At 59.4% G+C, this 16,827-nt stretch carries 12 protein-coding genes and 1 pseudogene; 8 read left to right on the top strand and 5 right to left on the bottom strand.

Going from position 1 to position 16,827, the window contains the following annotated elements; genetic code table 11:
* Positions 1–226: 226 nt before the first annotated feature.
* From AB4Y81_RS05450 to dnaA, 5 genes and pseudogenes are all read right to left on the bottom strand, one after another.
* On the bottom strand, positions 227–781 hold the full coding sequence (locus AB4Y81_RS05450) for a DUF721 domain-containing protein (protein ID WP_018778478.1): 555 nt from the start codon (positions 779–781) through the stop codon (positions 227–229).
* Positions 768–1,961 carry a DNA replication/repair protein RecF gene (gene recF / locus AB4Y81_RS05445; RefSeq protein WP_441995485.1) on the bottom strand — a complete coding sequence of 398 codons (1,194 nt, stop codon included), beginning with the start codon at positions 1,959–1,961 and terminating at the stop codon, positions 768–770. The genes AB4Y81_RS05450 and recF overlap by 14 nt, the downstream gene beginning before the upstream one ends.
* Positions 1,962–1,984: 23 nt before the next feature.
* A pseudogene (gene gnd / locus AB4Y81_RS05440) lies at positions 1,985–2,896 on the bottom strand (phosphogluconate dehydrogenase (NAD(+)-dependent, decarboxylating)); the annotation flags it as partial.
* Positions 2,897–2,911: 15 nt separating this feature from the next.
* Positions 2,912–4,036, bottom strand: coding sequence for a DNA polymerase III subunit beta (gene dnaN / locus AB4Y81_RS05435; RefSeq protein WP_018778481.1), 1,125 nt, complete (start codon positions 4,034–4,036; stop codon positions 2,912–2,914).
* 576 nt (positions 4,037–4,612) lie between these two features.
* A complete protein-coding gene (gene dnaA / locus AB4Y81_RS05430) occupies positions 4,613–6,031 on the bottom strand; it encodes a chromosomal replication initiator protein DnaA (RefSeq protein WP_018778482.1) in 1,419 nt (472 codons plus the stop codon).
* A gap of 466 nt (positions 6,032–6,497) precedes the next feature.
* Between dnaA and rpmH the strand changes: the two genes are divergently transcribed.
* The 8 genes from rpmH to AB4Y81_RS05390 all read left to right on the top strand — a co-directional run bounded on the left by rpmH (position 6,498) and on the right by AB4Y81_RS05390 (position 12,155).
* Entirely contained in the window at positions 6,498–6,635 is a 138-nt protein-coding gene (gene rpmH, locus AB4Y81_RS05425) for a 50S ribosomal protein L34 (RefSeq protein ID WP_011776797.1), read from the top strand.
* A gap of 41 nt (positions 6,636–6,676) precedes the next feature.
* Complete coding sequence (gene rnpA, locus AB4Y81_RS05420) at positions 6,677–7,087, top strand: ribonuclease P protein component (protein WP_413306532.1); 411 nt, start codon at positions 6,677–6,679, stop codon at positions 7,085–7,087.
* On the top strand, positions 7,017–7,502 hold the full coding sequence (gene yidD, locus AB4Y81_RS05415; RefSeq protein WP_026267272.1) for a membrane protein insertion efficiency factor YidD: 486 nt from the start codon (positions 7,017–7,019) through the stop codon (positions 7,500–7,502). Before rnpA ends, yidD begins: the two co-directional genes overlap by 71 nt.
* Before the next feature lie 16 nt (positions 7,503–7,518).
* Positions 7,519–8,496, top strand: a complete 978-nt coding sequence (gene yidC, locus AB4Y81_RS05410) for a membrane protein insertase YidC (RefSeq protein ID WP_018778484.1) — start codon at positions 7,519–7,521, stop codon at positions 8,494–8,496.
* On the top strand, positions 8,496–9,047 hold the full coding sequence (locus tag AB4Y81_RS05405) for a Jag family protein (RefSeq protein WP_039238989.1): 552 nt from the start codon (positions 8,496–8,498) through the stop codon (positions 9,045–9,047). Before yidC ends, AB4Y81_RS05405 begins: the two co-directional genes overlap by 1 nt.
* Positions 9,048–9,052: 5 nt before the next feature.
* Positions 9,053–9,703 carry a 16S rRNA (guanine(527)-N(7))-methyltransferase RsmG gene (gene rsmG, locus AB4Y81_RS05400; protein WP_055976714.1) on the top strand — a complete coding sequence of 217 codons (651 nt, stop codon included), beginning with the start codon at positions 9,053–9,055 and terminating at the stop codon, positions 9,701–9,703.
* Between the two features lie 87 nt (positions 9,704–9,790).
* Positions 9,791–10,846, top strand: coding sequence for a ParA family protein (locus AB4Y81_RS05395; protein WP_413306538.1), 1,056 nt, complete (start codon positions 9,791–9,793; stop codon positions 10,844–10,846).
* Between the two features lie 67 nt (positions 10,847–10,913).
* Positions 10,914–12,155 (top strand): ParB/RepB/Spo0J family partition protein, encoded by a 1,242-nt coding sequence (locus tag AB4Y81_RS05390; RefSeq protein ID WP_441995484.1) that lies wholly within the window; start codon positions 10,914–10,916, stop codon positions 12,153–12,155.
* Positions 12,156–16,827 lie beyond the last annotated feature (4,672 nt).

The following is a 16,827-nucleotide window of genomic DNA, read 5'->3' as shown; positions in this document are numbered from 1 at the left end:
GGTTCCCAACTGCCACAGGAGTGGATTCGGGATCCGACGACGTTTCACCGGCGCTCAGTGATCTACGCCAATTCTATCGTGGAAACCCGCGAATCCTTGCAAATACGGGGGCAGCCCAGAGCTGAATATGCCGATGGGAGGCCGCTGGCCCTATCTGCAATGGCCCTGCGGAGGTCCCGATGGGTGCCTATACGACCCGGGGGCGTTGAAACGCCCTGCACGCCGTTCAGCCGTAGGTATCCCGGGGGCCGCGGCCGTTGACACTGCGCCCGCCTTTTCGCCAACTTGGAGCTGATGGCCCCAGTACCTGGATGCTGGTGACCACCCCTTCACCCAGCTCATTCCGGAACATCTCCAAGAGGCTGGTACTGAGCAACCGCAATTGCGTGGCCCATGCCGTTGAGTCACAGCGGACATGCAGCGTGGTGTCGGTGAAACTCTCCGGGGTGCAGTGGGCGGAGATGTCCGACCCAACCAACGTTTCCCATTCGGCCATGACGGAACCGACGGCAACAGGAGAAGTCCAACCCCGTTCCGCCACAAGCCTTCCCACAACATTGCCCAAGCCCAAGGGGTCGCGGCCGCTGCCATGAAACTGCGCAAAACCCCGGGTATCCCGCAGACCCTTGCGTTTGGGAGCAGATCCGGGCCTGGGGGCACGCAGCCTTACTTCACCTCGGGCCGCGGCTGCTTCACGCATGCGGTTCAGCGCCGCCTGGGCAGCATCAATTTCGTCCGGATCCCGGCCCGGTTGCAGTCCTTCGGGACTATCCTTCGCCATCGATGCCTCCCGGAACAACGGTTACGCGCCGTCCGGCCAGCTCCTCAGGGATATCGGCATCGACGGCGGCAGTCACCAGAACCTGTTCAGCGCCGGCCACTATTGCAGCCAGTCTACGCCGCCTCTGCACGTCCAATTCGGCAAAAACATCGTCCAGAATCAGGATCGGCGCAGTTCCACCAGTCCGGGCATCGTCCAACATGACGTAGTAGGAAGCCAGGCGCAAGGACAGGCACATGGACCACGTTTCGCCGTGGGAGGCATAGCCCTTGGCTGGAGCCTGTCCCAGGACGAGTTCCAACTCGTCGCGGTGCGGGCCAACAAGCGAGATGCCCCGCTCAAGTTCCTTTTTCCGCGAAGCTGCAAAGGCCTGGACATAGCGTTCGGTGAGTTCGTCGACGGACAGCAGCCTGAGGTCCTCAACCGACGGCGAAGGTTCCGTTCCGTAGTCGGCCGGACCGCCGTCGTCGTCCAGGATGTCCTGGATGGTGGAGCGGTAAACCGCCCCGGCGTCTTTGGAACCATCCGTGAGTTGGGCGTAGGCGCTGTTCAGGTGCGGACGCAACCGCTCCACCAACTCCAGCCGGGCGTGCAGCAATTCGGCCCCGGCCTTGGCCATGTGTTGGTCCCACACATCCAGGGTTGCTTCATGACCCGCAGTGAATTTGCCTRCACGGGCCGATTTCAACAGGGCGTTCCGCTGTTTCAGGACGCGGTCGTAGTCACTGCGGGTGGCAGCATGGCGGGGTACCAAGCTGACCAGCAGTTCATCGAGGAAGCGCCGGCGGTTGGAGGGGTCCCCCTTCACCAGTGCCAGGTCCTCGGGCGCGAACAGCACCGTGTGGCAAATGCCCAGGATGTCCCGTGCGCGCACCGGGTTTCCCCGGTTGATGCGTCCCCGGTTGGCGCGCCCGGCATTGATTTCAAGCTCGATGACCGTCGCTTGCTCACCACGGACCAAACGGGCCCGGATCAATGCGCGTTCTGAACCAAAACGAAGCAATGGCGCGTCTGTGCTGACACGGTGCGAGCTCAGGGTAGCCAAATAGCCGATGGCTTCCATGAGGTTTGTCTTGCCGATGCCGTTGGAACCCACCAGCACGGTGACACCGGGACCCAGTTTCAGGTCTACCTGTGCGTAGCTGCGGAAATCAGTCAGCGAAAGATGTTCGAGGTACACGCCGTTTGCAGGACTCCTGCGGCCTAGTTGGCCGGACGGGTGGCGTGTCCGCCGAACTGGTGACGCAGGGCGGAAACCATTTTCATGGCCGGTGAGTTGTCTTCGCGCGAAGCAAAGCGTGCAAAGAGCGCAGCCGTGATGGCGGGTGCCGGAACAGCATTGGCGATGGCTTCTTCCACGGTCCAGCGGCCCTCGCCGGAATCTTCGACGTAGTCGTCAATGGAGGCCAGCCCCGGATCTTCGTCGAGTGCCTTCACCATGAGGTCCAGGAGCCAGGACCGGACAACCGTTCCCTTTTGCCATGCGCGGAATGTTCCGGGAAGGTCCTTGACGATGTCCTTTGCGGCGAGGAGTTCATATCCCTCGGCATAGGCCTGCATCAAGCCGTACTCGATGCCGTTGTGCACCATCTTGGCGTAGTGGCCGGCGCCAACGCCGCCAACGTGGACGAAGCTGTCGGCCCGATCGCCTTCAGGACGAAGAGCGTCGAAGACCGGCATGGCAAGTTCGATGTCTTCGTCAGCTCCACCAGCCATGAGGCCGTAACCGTTCTGGAGACCCCAGACGCCGCCGGAAACACCGCAGTCAGCGAAGCGGATGCCCTTTTCGGCCAGCGCGGCCGCGTGCTTCTGGTCTTCGGTGAAACGTGAATTTCCGCCGTCGATCACCATATCGCCGGGGCTCAGTTTACCGCCGAGCTCCGTTACGACCGCGTCAGTGATCTCGCCTGAGGGAACCATGACCCACACGAGCCGCGGAGTAGGAAGGGCGGCAATGAGCTCGTCGACCGAAGCGGCATCGGTGACCTCGGGATTCCGGTCGAAGCCTGTGACCTCGATGCCGCCTTTCCGCATGCGTTCCCGCATGTTGAAACCCATTTTTCCAAGGCCGATCAATCCGATGTGCACAGTGCGAACTCTTTTCTGCGAAAGCGGGGCGGGTTTTGCCGATTAGTTGGGAAGGCGGACCGGCATCACGAGGTAGCGGTAGTCGTCCTGGTCTTCGCCGTCGGCCTCAGCCTGGGCCGTGATCATGGCCGGCTTGGGAGCGGTGGTGAAGGAGAAGCGAACGTACTTGGTCTCGATGACGCTCAAACCTTCAACGAGGTAGTGCGGGTTGAAGGCCACGGTGATGTCATCGCCGGACAACTGTGCTTCGAGCTCTTCGGAAGCCTGCGCGTCTTCGCCGGTGCCGGCGTCGAGGTTCAGCAGGCCCTGCGTGAAGGCGAGGCGGACGGGAGTGTTGCGCTCTGCAACGAGGGAAACGCGACGTACAGCCTCCACCAATTCCTGGGTCTGGACTGTTGCGTGGATCGGGGTAGAGTCCGGGAAAAGTGAGCGGATCTTCGGGTAATCGCCGTCCACCAGGAGCGAAGTCGTGGTACGGCCGCCGCTCTCGAAACCAATAAGCCGGCTGTCGTCGTCCGCGAGGGCCAGGTTGATGTCACCGCTGCCGCCCAAGGTTTTGGCGACTTCGTTCAGGGTCTTGGACTTCACGAGTGCGCTGGTTGAGATGCCGGGAGTTACTGGCTTCCACGGCACTTCCCGCATGGCCAACCGGTAGCGGTCCGTAGCCAGGAGCGTGATGAGGTCATCCTCGATCTCCATGCGGACGCCGGTCAGGATCGGCAAGGTGTCGTCCTTGCTCGCAGCGATGATGACCTGGGACACGGCTTGGGCGAAAGCGTCGCCGGGCAAGGTGCCGCTGATGGCGGGAAGCGCAGGAAGGGCCGGGTACTCGGACTCAGGCATTGTGGCCAGGTGGAAGCTGCTTCGACGGCAGGTAAGCGTGACTTTGCTTCCGTCTGTTTCAACCTCGACCGGAGCCGAGGGGAGGCTGCGGCAGATGTCTGCCAGGAGGCGTCCGGAAACCAGGATGGTGCCCTCGACGGCGATATCGGCGGGGATTTCCAGGCGCGCCGATGTTTCGTAGTCGAAGCTCGAGAGGCTTACGGTTCCCGCCTCAGCTTTGAGGAGGAGGCCGGAAAGCACAGGAACGGGCGGCCGCGGAGACAACGACCGCGCGGTCCACGTAACGGCTTCTGCCAGGACGTCGCGGTCGACTCTGAACTTCACGGAGGGGTGCCGCCTTTCATTGCTGCTGCCATGTAGTAGCCGCGGATTCCTGCTTGGAAACCGCTAAATCTTCGCAGTCCGGCATCGGAACCTGCATGGTCCGCACTCAGCGAACTACAAACAAGACCCAAGGATGGGAGCGCTGCTGACAGCTTAGCCGGAAGATCCGCGATTAACCCATCCCCGATTGCTCCGACCCGTCCTATGTGGACAGCCGCAGGCTGGCCGTGGCCCGGAACTTGGCATGTCCTTCGGAGGGTCGGGTGGGTGGCAGAACGAGATTGTTATTTGAGGGATTTCAATTTTTTGGGATTCGTAGTGTTAATAACTGCTGTGGAAACTGTGGATAACCCCATCCTGCGGCGCAGATCCGGGGTTAAGCCCTGTTCATGGACTGTGCGTTAACTGGGTTTTAAACAGGGTGTGGATGGGGACAACTCCAAAGCCGGTTTTTAACGATCCACAGACGGCTTAAGGGTTTTAAGCCCATTAACCGCGCTTGTCCCCTTAAGTATCCACAGGCTTATCCACATGTGCCTGTTAATAAGGTATGTAGTGGCGGACGCGATGTGGATTTCAGGAGTCGCGTTGCTGCTGTTTGATGCGGTTGGTGAGCTCTGTGACCTGGTTGTAGATCACACGACGCTCGGCCATGAGCTCGCGGATCTTGCGGTCGGCGTGGATGACCGTGGTGTGGTCACGTCCGCCGAGCTCCTGCCCGATCTTGGGGAGCGACATATCCGTCAGTTCGCGGCAGAGGTACATCGCGATCTGGCGTGCGGTCACCAGGGTGCGGGTACGGGACTTGCTGCAGAGCTCTTCCATGCTGAGCTTGAAGTAGTCAGCAGTCTGGTCAAGGATCTGCTTCGCCGTGATCTCCTGGGCACCGTCGTCGGTAATCAGGTCCTTGAGCACCATCTCGGCGAGGGCGACGTCCACCGGTTGGCGGTTCAGGCTGGCGAAAGCCGTGACGCGGATCAGTGCGCCTTCAAGTTCGCGGATGTTGCTGGAGATCTTGGACGCGATGTACTCCAAGGCGTCATCGGGGGCCGAGAGGCCTTCGCTCAATCCCTTTTTGCGGAGGATGGCGATACGCGTTTCGAGTTCCGGCGGCTGGATGTCCGTCAGAAGGCCCCACTCGAAGCGGGAAGTCATGCGGTCTTCGAAGCCGGCCAGCATCTTGGGTGGCTGGTCCGAGGTGATGACAACCTGCTTGTTGGCGTTGTGCAGCGCGTTGAACGTGTGGAAGAACTCTTCCTGCGTCCGGTCCTTGCCTGCCAGGAACTGGATGTCATCGATCAGGAGGACATCCACGTTGCGGTACGTGGTCTTGAAGCTGGTGCCCTCGTCATCACGGATGGAGTTGATGAAGTCGTTCGTGAATTCTTCCGAGTTCACGTAGCGGACCCGGATGCCGCTGTAGAGCCTGCGTGCGTAGTGCCCGATCGCGTGCAGCAGGTGCGTCTTGCCAAGGCCCGAGTCGCCGTAGATGAAGAGCGGGTTGTACGCCTTTGCCGGCGCTTCCGCGACAGCGACGGCGGCCGCATGGGCAAATCGGTTCGAGGAACCGATCACGAAAGTGTCGAAGATGTACTTAGGATTCAGGCGGCCGAACTCATGTGAGGTGCTCGGCGGGGTTGGCTGCGGCTTCGGCTCAGCGAAGTCAGGAACGGCGGAAAGCTCGACGGCGGGTTCCGGCTCGGCATGGACGGGTACCAGATCAGTGTCGACATCAATGGCACAGCGGATGTCGTCGGAGAAGACATTGCGCAAGGCGTCATCCAGAGCATCCTTGACCTGTGTCTGGAGGACTTCGCGGGTTAGCTCATTGGGCACGGCCACCAGCAAGGTTGAACCGATAAGGCCTTGGGCCTGGGCGAGAATGACGAAACCACGCTGACGGGGTGTGACCCGGTCGTCCTGTTCCAGGAGGGTTAGCACCCTGCGCCAGGAACTTCCGACAGTGTTGGCGTGGTTGGCTTCGTCTACTGTCATCAATCAGTTCCTAAATACTTGCTTGCCGGCGTTGCTGGCAGCCGAGGTGTCTCAGGCGGGCGCTGGTCCGGGCGTTAATCCACAGAGTTATGCACAGCGGGTGGACAATGGGCTACTGAGCCACTCTAGGGGATGAAATCGCCAGAAGATAGCTGGGAAGTTGCCTGTGGATAATTACACTGTTGTGGTTCTGCAAAACGCTCTGTGAGCCACTTCATCCACAGGCTTGAAGCCGCTGTTGAACACAACTGTGGATAGATGCGCGGCAGGCTCCCGGTTTGACTGTGGGTGCCTTTTTGCCCTAACGTTGTGAAGTCCTTTGTGTCCGCTTTTGAGATCAGTTGTAACCCCGTACGTTCATCGTTCGGAAGGCAACGGCGGCAGGCACATACAAAACTTAGCGTCGGCCAGTTCTTCCCCTTTTTTGATCGGGTGGGCGCACCTTTGATCCACTGGAGTAACTAACGTGAGCAAGCGGACTTTTCAGCCGAATAACCGCCGTCGGGCCAAGAAGCACGGCTTCCGCCTTCGTATGCGCACCCGTGCCGGCCGCGCCATCCTGGCTGCCCGTCGCGGCAAGGGCCGCGTCGAACTGTCGGCGTAAATAACTGACTTGTCGGTCAGGGTCTATTTGCGGGTTCGACGGTGCTAGCCACCCCTAACCGTCTGCGGACGTCTACCGACTTTTCAACAACTGTACGTTCCGGCGTCCGCAATGGACGCCGGAACTTAGTGTTATATACGGCTCCTATCGGAGCCGGGGAGCCGAGTCGAATCGGCTTCATTGTCTCCAAAGCCGTCGGGAACGCCGTGACCAGGAACCTCGTTAAGAGGAGACTGAGAGAAGCAGGCGCACTTTCCTTGCATACGCATGGAACGGGCCTGGCGGTCGTGGTCCGGGCACTGCCCGCAGCTGCAAATGCGAGCTGGGAGCAGTTGCTTTCGGACTACAACGCCGCACTGGCAGTGACGACGAAGCGATTGAGTGGCCCAGTTCCACGCAATGCTTCGACCGAACACAACGGCACCACAACGGAAGGGACACCGCGTGCATGACATAAGCACCGCCGTCGTTCCTTCCTCAAGCGACCCCTCCGGGAAGGTTCCCCGGCGGAGCCTCTCGGCGGCGGTGGGCACATTCCTCTGGGAGCTGCCCCGCAACATCCTGATCATCCTGCTGAAGACATACCGCAAGGTGATCTCACCCCTGTACGGCCAGGTTTGCCGTTTCTTTCCCTCCTGCTCGGCATATGCCTTGGAAGCAGTGACGGTGCATGGCGCCGTGAAGGGTAGCTGGCTGGCAGCCAGGAGGCTCGCCAAATGCCACCCCTGGAACGCCGGTGGAGTGGACCATGTCCCCGCCGGCCATCGTCATTGGCCCGAAGGCCGGACGCCCACAATTGTTGTACTGAACAATCCGGACCAGTTCCTGGCTGCTCAGGCTGATGAAGAAGGCCGCACTGCGGCCTAACGAATAGGGATATCGTATGGACTTCTTTGGAACGATCATGTTTCCGTTCAAGTGGCTGGTGTCAATCATCATGGTTGCCTTCCACGACGGACTGAGCTTCATCGGCTTGCCCGCCGCCAACGGCTGGACGTGGACCTTGTCGATTATCGGCCTTGTGCTGGTGATCCGTGCTGCCCTGATTCCTGTGTTCGTGAAGCAGATCAAGGCGCAGCGCGGCATGCAGCTGCTGCAGCCGGACTTGAAGAAGCTGCAGACCAAGTACAAGGGCAAGACTGATCAGCTCTCCCGCCAGGCCATGGCCCAGGAGCAGATGGCGCTGTACAAGAAGCACGGCACCAACCCGTTCTCGGCATGTTTGCCGATGCTGATCCAGATGCCGTTCTTCTTCGCGTTGTTCCAGGTGTTGTCGGGTATCTCCACCAACGCCAAGGAGGGCCAAGGCGTCGGTGCCATGAGCCACGAACAAGTGGTGCAGTTCGATCAGTCCAGCATCTTCGGCGCGCCTCTGTCAGCATCCTTGCTGCACGGCGGGGCTGGCGGCAATGACGTTACGGTCTGGGTACTTTCGATTGTGATGATCGTGGCCATGACCGCCTCGCAGTTCATCACCCAGAAGCAGATCATGGCCAAAAACATGTCCGAAGAGGCCATGGCCAGCCCGTTCATGCGCCAGCAGAAGATGATGCTCTACATCCTGCCGCTCGTCTTCGGTATCGGTGGCATCAACTTCCCGATCGGTGTCCTCATCTACTGGACCACCACGAACCTCTGGACCATGGGACAGCAGTTCTTCGTCATTCGCCGTATGCCTACCCCGGGCTCACCTGCCGCGAAGGCACTTGAAGAGCGCCGCGCTGCCAAGGGCCTGCCCCCGCTGCTGGGTGGCAAGAAAGCCGCGGACGCCGCTGCCGAAGCCGAAGCTGCTGCAGCCGCCGCAGCCGAAGCCCGTGCCCAGCGCGTCCAGCCACAACGTAAGAACAGGAAGAAGAAGTAATGTCTGCCGAGAGCACTGAAGAAGTTATCGCCGCCGTGACTGAAGAGCAGGATGACTCCCAGGAAGAGACACAATCCAAGACGGCAAGCCGCTTGGAAGAGGAAGGCGACATCGCCGCCGACTACCTCGAAGAACTTCTTGATATAGCCGACATCGACGGCGACATCGACATTGAGGTCCGGAACGGACGTACTTACATCTCCATCGGTACGGACGAAGAGTCTGCGGCCCTGGACAGCCTGGTGGGGCGCGACGGTGAGGTCCTCGAGGCCCTGCAGGAACTCGCCCGCCTCTCCGTTCTCTCCGCTACCGAGACCCGCTCACGCCTGGTGCTGGACATCAACGGCTACCGCAAGGAGCGCGCAGGCGTTCTCCAGCAGATCGCCGAAGACGCAGTGGCCAAGGTTAAGGCAGACGGCGGGACTGTGGCCCTCGAACCGATGAGCGCTTACGAGCGCAAGATTGTCCATGATGCCGTGGCTGATCTTGGATTCGTCTCCGAGTCCGAAGGCGAAGGCGCTGGCCGTCACATCGTCGTTTCGGCTGACTAGAGCCCATGGTCGAAATCACCGCAGCAGAACTGGCAGCTGCAGAGAAGATCTTTGGGGAGCGCCTGGATCTTGCCAAGCGCTACGTTGAGCACCTGGCCACGTCAGGAACAGAACGTGGGCTGATTGGCCCGCGCGAGGTTCCCCGTTTGTGGAGCAGGCATGTTCTCAACTGTGCAGTGATCGAGTCCGCCATCGCAAGGAACAGCCACGTTGCCGACGTCGGTTCCGGCGCCGGGCTACCTGGTCTCTGCCTTGCCATAGCCCGCCCGGATCTCGAATTGACCTTGATTGAACCCTTGGAACGTCGAGTCGTCTGGCTTCAGGAAGTGGTGGATGACCTGGGACTGGACAACGTCACCATCATGCGGACACGTGCCGAGTTGGCCGTAGGCATGGTGGACGCTGACGTCGTCACAGCCAGGGCTGTATCAGCGCTGACCAATCTTGCCGGGCTGACCATCCCGTTGCTTAACGGCAGCGGAGAGGTAGTGGCCATCAAGGGTCGCAGTGCTTCTGAAGAGATAGAGAAGGCCGGCAAAGTCATCCGCAAGCTCGGGGGCGTGGAAACGTCTGTCGTGGTTTGCGGGCAGGAGCTGCTGGAAGAACCCACCACTGTGGTGAGGATTATCGTCAAGAAGCACGGAAAGACGGCGTAGATACCGCTTGGTTTCCCGCGTGTCGGCGGCTGAGCGGTTAGGCTAGAGAACGGCAGCAAGCGCCGAATGAGAGTGAGAGTGTGACCAGTGGGCAGTAGTGAAACTTCCACGCAACGGATACCCCCCTTTATGTCCTTGGGGTCCGCGCGGGCCATGGCTACACCCTCTTCGCCTCTCCAGTCCGCGATTGTGCGCACTGATTCAGTTGCAAACGCTGCAGTTTCACGTGAAACCGTCTCAGATGGAGTGCAGAACGTCATGGATTCCATCGATGATTCCAGCCCAATAGCGCGGCAGCTCGCGAATGAAACGCGGCGCCGAGAGCGCTTGATCGGCCGTGAACTTCCCAAGCCGGAAGGGACCCGTATCTTTACGGTTTCCAACCAAAAAGGCGGGGTGGGTAAGACCACTACCACTGTGAACATTGCAGCAGCCCTGGCCTCGGCAGGCCTCAACGTGCTCGTGATCGATATCGATCCGCAGGGAAACGCATCTACGGCCCTGGGTATTGAGCACCATGCAGATGTAGACAGCATCTACGACGTCCTCATCAACGATCTTCCGTTGAAGGAGGTCGTGGCCCCATGCCCCGACATTCCCAACCTCATCTGCGCGCCGGCGACCATTCACTTGGCTGGCGCTGAGATTGAACTCGTTTCGCTGGTGGCCCGTGAGCAGAGGCTCCGGCGTGCCATTGATGTCTATGCCAAGGAACGAGAGAAGAACGGTGAGGGCCGTCTGGACTTCATCTTCATCGATTGCCCTCCCAGCCTGGGTCTGCTCACTGTTAACGCTTTCTGCGCAGCCAGTGAGGTTCTCATTCCCATTCAGTGTGAGTACTACGCCCTTGAGGGACTGAGTCAGCTACTCAAGAACATTGAGATGATCCAGAAACACCTCAATGCTGACTTGGTGGTCTCGACCATCCTGCTCACGATGTATGACGGCAGGACGAACCTTGCCGCACAGGTCGCATCAGAGGTACGCCAGCACTTCCCCCAACAGGTCCTGAGTGCGGTGGTTCCGCGCTCGGTGCGTATCTCTGAGGCGCCGAGCTACCAGCAGACCGTCATGACTTACGACCCTTCATCGAGCGGCGCGCTGTCCTACATGGAAGCCGCAGCCGAAATCGCTGAACGTTAGAATTCTTGAAACACAGCAACAGCCAGGGCAGGTCCGTGCTCGGCTATTCCATCGGAGGGATGAATCAATGAGCGAAAAGCGAAGGGGCCTCGGCAGGGGTCTTGGGGCTCTCATTCCTAGCTCGGCCGCGGCCCAGGGAAATGGCTCAGCGCCGTCCCGTCCCGTGGACCTGTTCTTCCCGGAAGCACGTAAGGCGTCGGAACCGACAGTTGAATCTCCGCGTGAGGAGTCGGTGCCTGCCGATTCAGCGCCGGCAGCTGCGAAGTCATCACCCGCGACGTCAAAAACCAAGGCCCCTGCGGCGAAGTCACCGGTCAAGAGCGCGTCAGCCAAGACGCCTGCTGCCAAGTCCAGCGCGAAACGTTCTGCCGACGCTGCGTCCACTGCCGTCGAACAGCCCGTGCCTTCTTCGGATGCAGATGTCCAGGTTCCCTCAGCTCGTGCAAAGGCTCCCTCGGCACCCCAAAGCAACGACGTCGAGTTGGTGGAGGTTCCCGGGGCTCGGTTCGCTGAGATCCCGGTCGGTGATATCCATCCGAACCGTAAACAGCCCCGCTCCGTCTTCGATGAGGACGACATGGCTGAACTGGTTCACTCCGTTCGGGAAATAGGGGTTCTCCAGCCAATTGTTGTACGAACCTCAACCGAAAATGGTGGAGAACCGTACGAGCTCGTTATGGGCGAGCGTCGGTGGCGGGCAGTACAGGCCGCAGGGCTGGAAACCATTCCTGCGATTGTCCGGGATACCACGGACGACGACCTTCTCCGTGATGCTCTTCTGGAGAACCTGCACCGTAGCCAGCTGAACCCCTTGGAAGAAGCTGCAGCGTATCAGCAGCTCTTGGAGGACTTTGGTACTACGCACGAGCAGCTGGCAGATCGCATCGGCCGCTCACGCCCGCAGGTCTCCAATACACTGCGCCTCCTCAAGCTTCCGCCGTTGGTGCAGCGTCGTGTGGCCGCTGGTGTCCTATCCGCAGGCCATGCACGGGCTTTGCTTGCCCTTCCGGATGCGGCCGCAATGGAACGCCTGGCGCAGCGTATTGTCGCCGAGGGTATGTCTGTGCGTGCCACCGAAGAGGCAGTGACGCTTTACCAGGATCCCACCACGCCCGCGAAGAGCAGCATTCCCAAGCCAAATGCTCGGCATGAGCGGCTCGATTACCTCGCTTCCTCACTTTCGGACCGTTTGGACACGAATGTGAAGATCACTTTGGGCGCCCGTAAGGGACGAGTAAGCATCGAGTTCGCCAGCGTTGAGGACCTCAACCGCATTATGGATGTTCTGGGTCCGGGCTCTGAAGACTAAGCTAACGCGCAATTACTGAAGGGCTCCACTCATTGAGTGGGGCCCTTCTTCTCTTTCCAGATCGATGTGCCCTTCTGGGGGTTTCTGGCCTTGCACCGTGAGGCACCGTTTCATTCCCGGCGGGCGCGCGGAACGGTTCTCTCGATCCGCCCCGGCGCTGATTGTAGGTGCATTCGCAGTGTCGAGCGTACAAACCAGTGATTCGACTAGGACTAATGTGTTTCACGTGAAACACGCAATGCCGAGGTCTAGGAATCTCCGGCAATCCACTCATACACATGCCGTCTCCGTAGTGTCTCGCGCGGCGGTTAGGCCCTCTCTTTGGGTGTCTGAGCTGTCAGCTCCCTTAGCGGTTGGTCGATGTCAGATTTAGTGCCGGGGCTTCTACCTAAGCTCTTGATATTGGATAGCTCGGGATTTCGTGTGCTCGGACACAGGATTGTTCCGCCGGCATCTGACACCACACCAGATGTTCACGTTGTTTCACGTGAAACCTGCGGCGTACTGTTCTCCGCGTCGAAATCAGCGCAATATGCCGGAAAATCCCAAAGGCACTCTTCCGGCCATTGGCTACCACTTTCGAGTTGCCCTGGACGCAGCTGAGGAACGCACCCTACAGCAGCCAGCTGCGGCCGAGAAAGCCCGAGACGTCCATGCGCACCTCTTTACGGAGGTGCGGCGCCTGCAGTGATACATCTTGTACTCTGACACTGCTGGTTTCACGTGCAACACCCAGACTGACCATAGGGCTATGGTCCGCTGGTTTGCCTCCTTGGCTGAGTCCTATCACTGCCTTTGGACTGGGCGTAGGATCCTTCTGATTCGGGTCAGGATCAGTCTTATCCCACGCTTCTACATTCGATATCCCATGCCGAAGGGGCTCAGTTCCCGTCTGTTTCACGTGAAACATTGCCGCACCTATCTACTAAAACGGAATAGGGTTCGCATTGTCCTCTAGGGAGGTTGCTCCGCATACTCTGGGCCAGAGGATGTTGCTGGCGCCTGGTCCAAGCGGTCTGTGTAGACCGTCTTAGCGGCAACCGGACTGTGCTTGCGGGTGTCTGCAGAGCTTGCGACTGCGGACCCGGACTTCGCTGGCCTCGCTGTCTTGGAGGCATGAGACACTGCTGCAGGGCGCAGGATGACAAGAAGCACGGTTTGGCCGACCCGTGGCACATAGCCCGGCAGGTCCGGAGAACCAGATTGCTCGCGTCGCACCAAGTGCGAAGCAGCCGCCGTAGCTGGTTGGCGAGGCTGGATGCTCGCATAGTTCCCTGGCTCGCAGCCAACCAGAGTGTCCTCGGAAGGGCCATTGGCATATGCAGGTGCCATCGTCAGAACAGCAGCAACGCGGCTGAGGTGTGGCAGTGAACCGTTCGATTGCCCAAACACTTAGGCGTAGTCCTCAATTGAATAGTTGTCATGCGCTGTTCGAGCTGTGGAGTCGAGGACTTGAGCAGTAAGGGTGTACAGCACCATGGGTGTGTGGAGTCCTATAGTGATCCAGGGTCTCGGTGATGGCTCAACCGCGGCCACTCATCTAGCGATGTTGACTACTCCCCCAAAGCTTGGGCTAGCGGGGTCTCGGAGGGTCCATGGGTGTCGGGAGTGTCGAAGGCCTGTGATCCATGAGCCAGCCCAGGTTGGCACCTTCAGAGGTGAATAGCAGGCCTAGAGGGTCTTGGACAATCCATACTTCGTTCCGTCCGTAGGGCGTTCTGCTCTGTGCAATCTCATCGTCTCCGCCGTGGAGATTCTGGCTAGGCCGGCAGTATCCGGCATCCGCCCATACACTCCTCCGTACTGCGCACCCTGGATCGCGTACGCTGAGTGCGCGGTCGAGGCTTGAATTGGTCGGATGTTGAGGACGAATATTGAGCCCGCATTCACACACTATTGTTCTGGCGATTCGACGACTGGCTTTTTAGGCCGCTGAGTATTCGGCTCCCCTGCTACGCCTCATCAGCCGGCGCACCTGCAGGCGCTGCATAGGGCCATCATCCCCGCTTGTTTCACGTGAAACGAAGAGAGGACCATTGACTCGTAGTGGTCTAAACTGCCCGTTACAACTGTGCATAATGCGGTGGATAAGCCTGTGGATATCTTTGGGGATAACGTTCGGCCGATGTGGGTCGAACGAGAGAGCGAATATGACTCGACGGCTTCCTCAGAGCCCGTCCGCCGGATGGCCTGAAGTGATGCGGCAAGGCCTGTTCTGGGTTTGATCCCGACTGGTAGAAATTGAGCTTCAACAGGGGTTTATGACACGTAAAAGCGCTGTATTCTTGCGCATTTTCGAAACTTTCGAGCCCCAGCAGTTTGGGCCCTGTGCATTGGAAGCAACTTCAGGAAAAGATGCCACAGATGTCTTACTGTCTTGGCTCTCCTAGTGGGATGGTGAGATTGAACACCCGCAGTGGATAAGCCTGTGGATAACTATGTGCATAAGAAGAGGGCTCTCCTGCGGATAACTTGGGAATGACGGCTAGGATCGATCCTGATCCATCCGAGAGCACGACAGAGTTGAGGCCTTCGCCTAGGCCGGCGATTGGCGCGGACGGTAGGGTGATCCCCTCCCGGTCTCAGCTTGGGATGACAGAACTGGAATGAAGGCCGACACCTGTGGCTGCCGACGGAGCATTGCGCCGAACGTGCCTAAGATGCCGAGCACCTAGGTGCGTGAATCATCGGATGTTCTGTCCCGAATAGCCATAGCGACTGAGATACGAGCTGCCTCATGTTGACGCCCATGCATTCTCCTGGCTCCGCATAAACAGTGCGCCACCTGGAGGCACTGAACGGTGGCCGCAGTCGGTGTGGCGTACGGGCCGAGTAGCTGACAGAGTTCTCCTGCCTCAGCAACCAGAACCCGGGATCAGCATGGGCAAGTATCTCGTGATCCTATTCGGCCGTCGCAGTAGGCATCGTCGCAGTACGCCTCACACACAAGGGTTCAGCGAGGAGCCGCTCTGAGTCTACGGAGAGAATATTGGTGCCCTCCGTAGTCTCTGGCTAGAGAGTGCCCTGTGGTTCGGTTTCACGTGAAACGACCCATAGGCAGGCATGCCGTTGGCGTTTCCTCGCGAAGACTTGCCGCCGTTAGCCCACAGGGCAGTGTGCGGAGTCCGGAGACGCTGCCGCCGTACCGTACAATCGACAGCTGAATACCTGAAATCACATGGCGTAATGTGGACGTGCTGCGATCGTCGACATGGGCTTAGGCCGTCAGGCTGAATACTCTTGCGGTCGGGTGACACGATAATCCTCAAGAGAAGAGGCAATCCCGCCCTTGTGGTACTTCTCGGCGGCTTCGATTCAAAAGGCAAAGCAGCAAGCCCCATGGGCGTTCCGGTCACGCGCCGTGCTCCTCATGAGATGCTCGCTCCGCAGCAGCAAGCAGCAAGAGTCCTAAGGCGGCAGTCATGGGCTGTCTTGCTTGTGATCAGATTCGAGTGTGCTTCCCGGGACACCGGTCGTCGTGAAACTACGGATACGTTTCACGTGAAACAGACAGTCCGTGTCTCTGTGGGGGTACCGCGGAGAGGTCTCCTCGGAACGAGTCTGCTTGGAGGTGGAACGTTCTGATGCTTTCGTGAATGGGCCTGGTTCAGAGTCTTGAACCTTCAGTTCGCGGAAGTCGTCTAAAGGGATACTCCGGGTCATACGAGCGCTTCTACACTAGCCTAGAGGCTGTTGGTCGCAACTCTGCCACTTCATGCCACTTCAGGGCTCTGGCAGCCATGGAAGCACGCCTAGAGCGGACAGCATGCCGCTGCTTCGGAATCTGGTTCGGGAAAGGCCGCGATCGCCTTACAAGGCCCGCTGAGCATCCGGAGCGGCCTCCCTGAGGCATACGTCCCGGTAGGGACCGTTGAAAGGACTTCCGAGGCCGCCGATAGCGCTGAAGGCGCATACGCGTTTGCTGTGCAGCCGGTGGTACGGCTCCTCGCCGACCGCAGCGCATACTTCATCGTTGGAACCTGAGACATCCATTCCGTTGCATTTCCGGATGAGACCGTGAATGAATCCAATTGTCTGGATCGGATTCAGTCGCCGTTGGCCTACCCTGTAGTGCTGTCGTAGTACCATCACCGTGGTGTCGAACGGATCCGATTGGTCCTGTTTCACGTGAAACACCGAGCAGAGGGTGCCGGCCATTTCAGTGCCTGGAGGTCGTTTCACGTGAAACAGGAGGACCCCGTCCTACCGAATTCCGAATAGGAACTTCGATCGCCCTCTTGCTCTGTTAGAAACGCTAGATGTCATTGTGACGCAGGAAGTGGGCTGATCCACTCGTCACTACATCTGAACTTGGGCTTTGAAGGCCGCGCTCTTGCCGCGAAAGCTCTGATTCTCGACTCCATCGACGTCGTCTCCGTAATGGTGCGGCGAGGTACACGTCCCAAATGGGAACTCCGGCCTCTACCAACGAGACGAAGCTGTCGCTCTCTTAGCTGTGCACAGACGCTGGGTCATCTCGATAGCCCTCCCAGGCCGCAACTTGCCCCTTCGGCCAGGGCGTGGGAATACTTGCGGCCCCTTGATATATGGAGGAGTCGGGACCATGCCATTCGGGTTGTCTCAGGACTTAGCTCGCGGTCGAATCGGCATCAACTCTGAGCTTCGCGTGCATCACGTTACGCGCACTGTCGGGCTGCGGGTCTATTCGCGC

Origin of the sequence: Paenarthrobacter sp. TAF1 (genome assembly GCF_052113825.1) — a bacterium.
GTDB lineage: Bacteria > Actinomycetota > Actinomycetes > Actinomycetales > Micrococcaceae > Arthrobacter > Arthrobacter nicotinovorans.
This window is presented reverse-complemented; position numbering and strand designations above follow the sequence as displayed.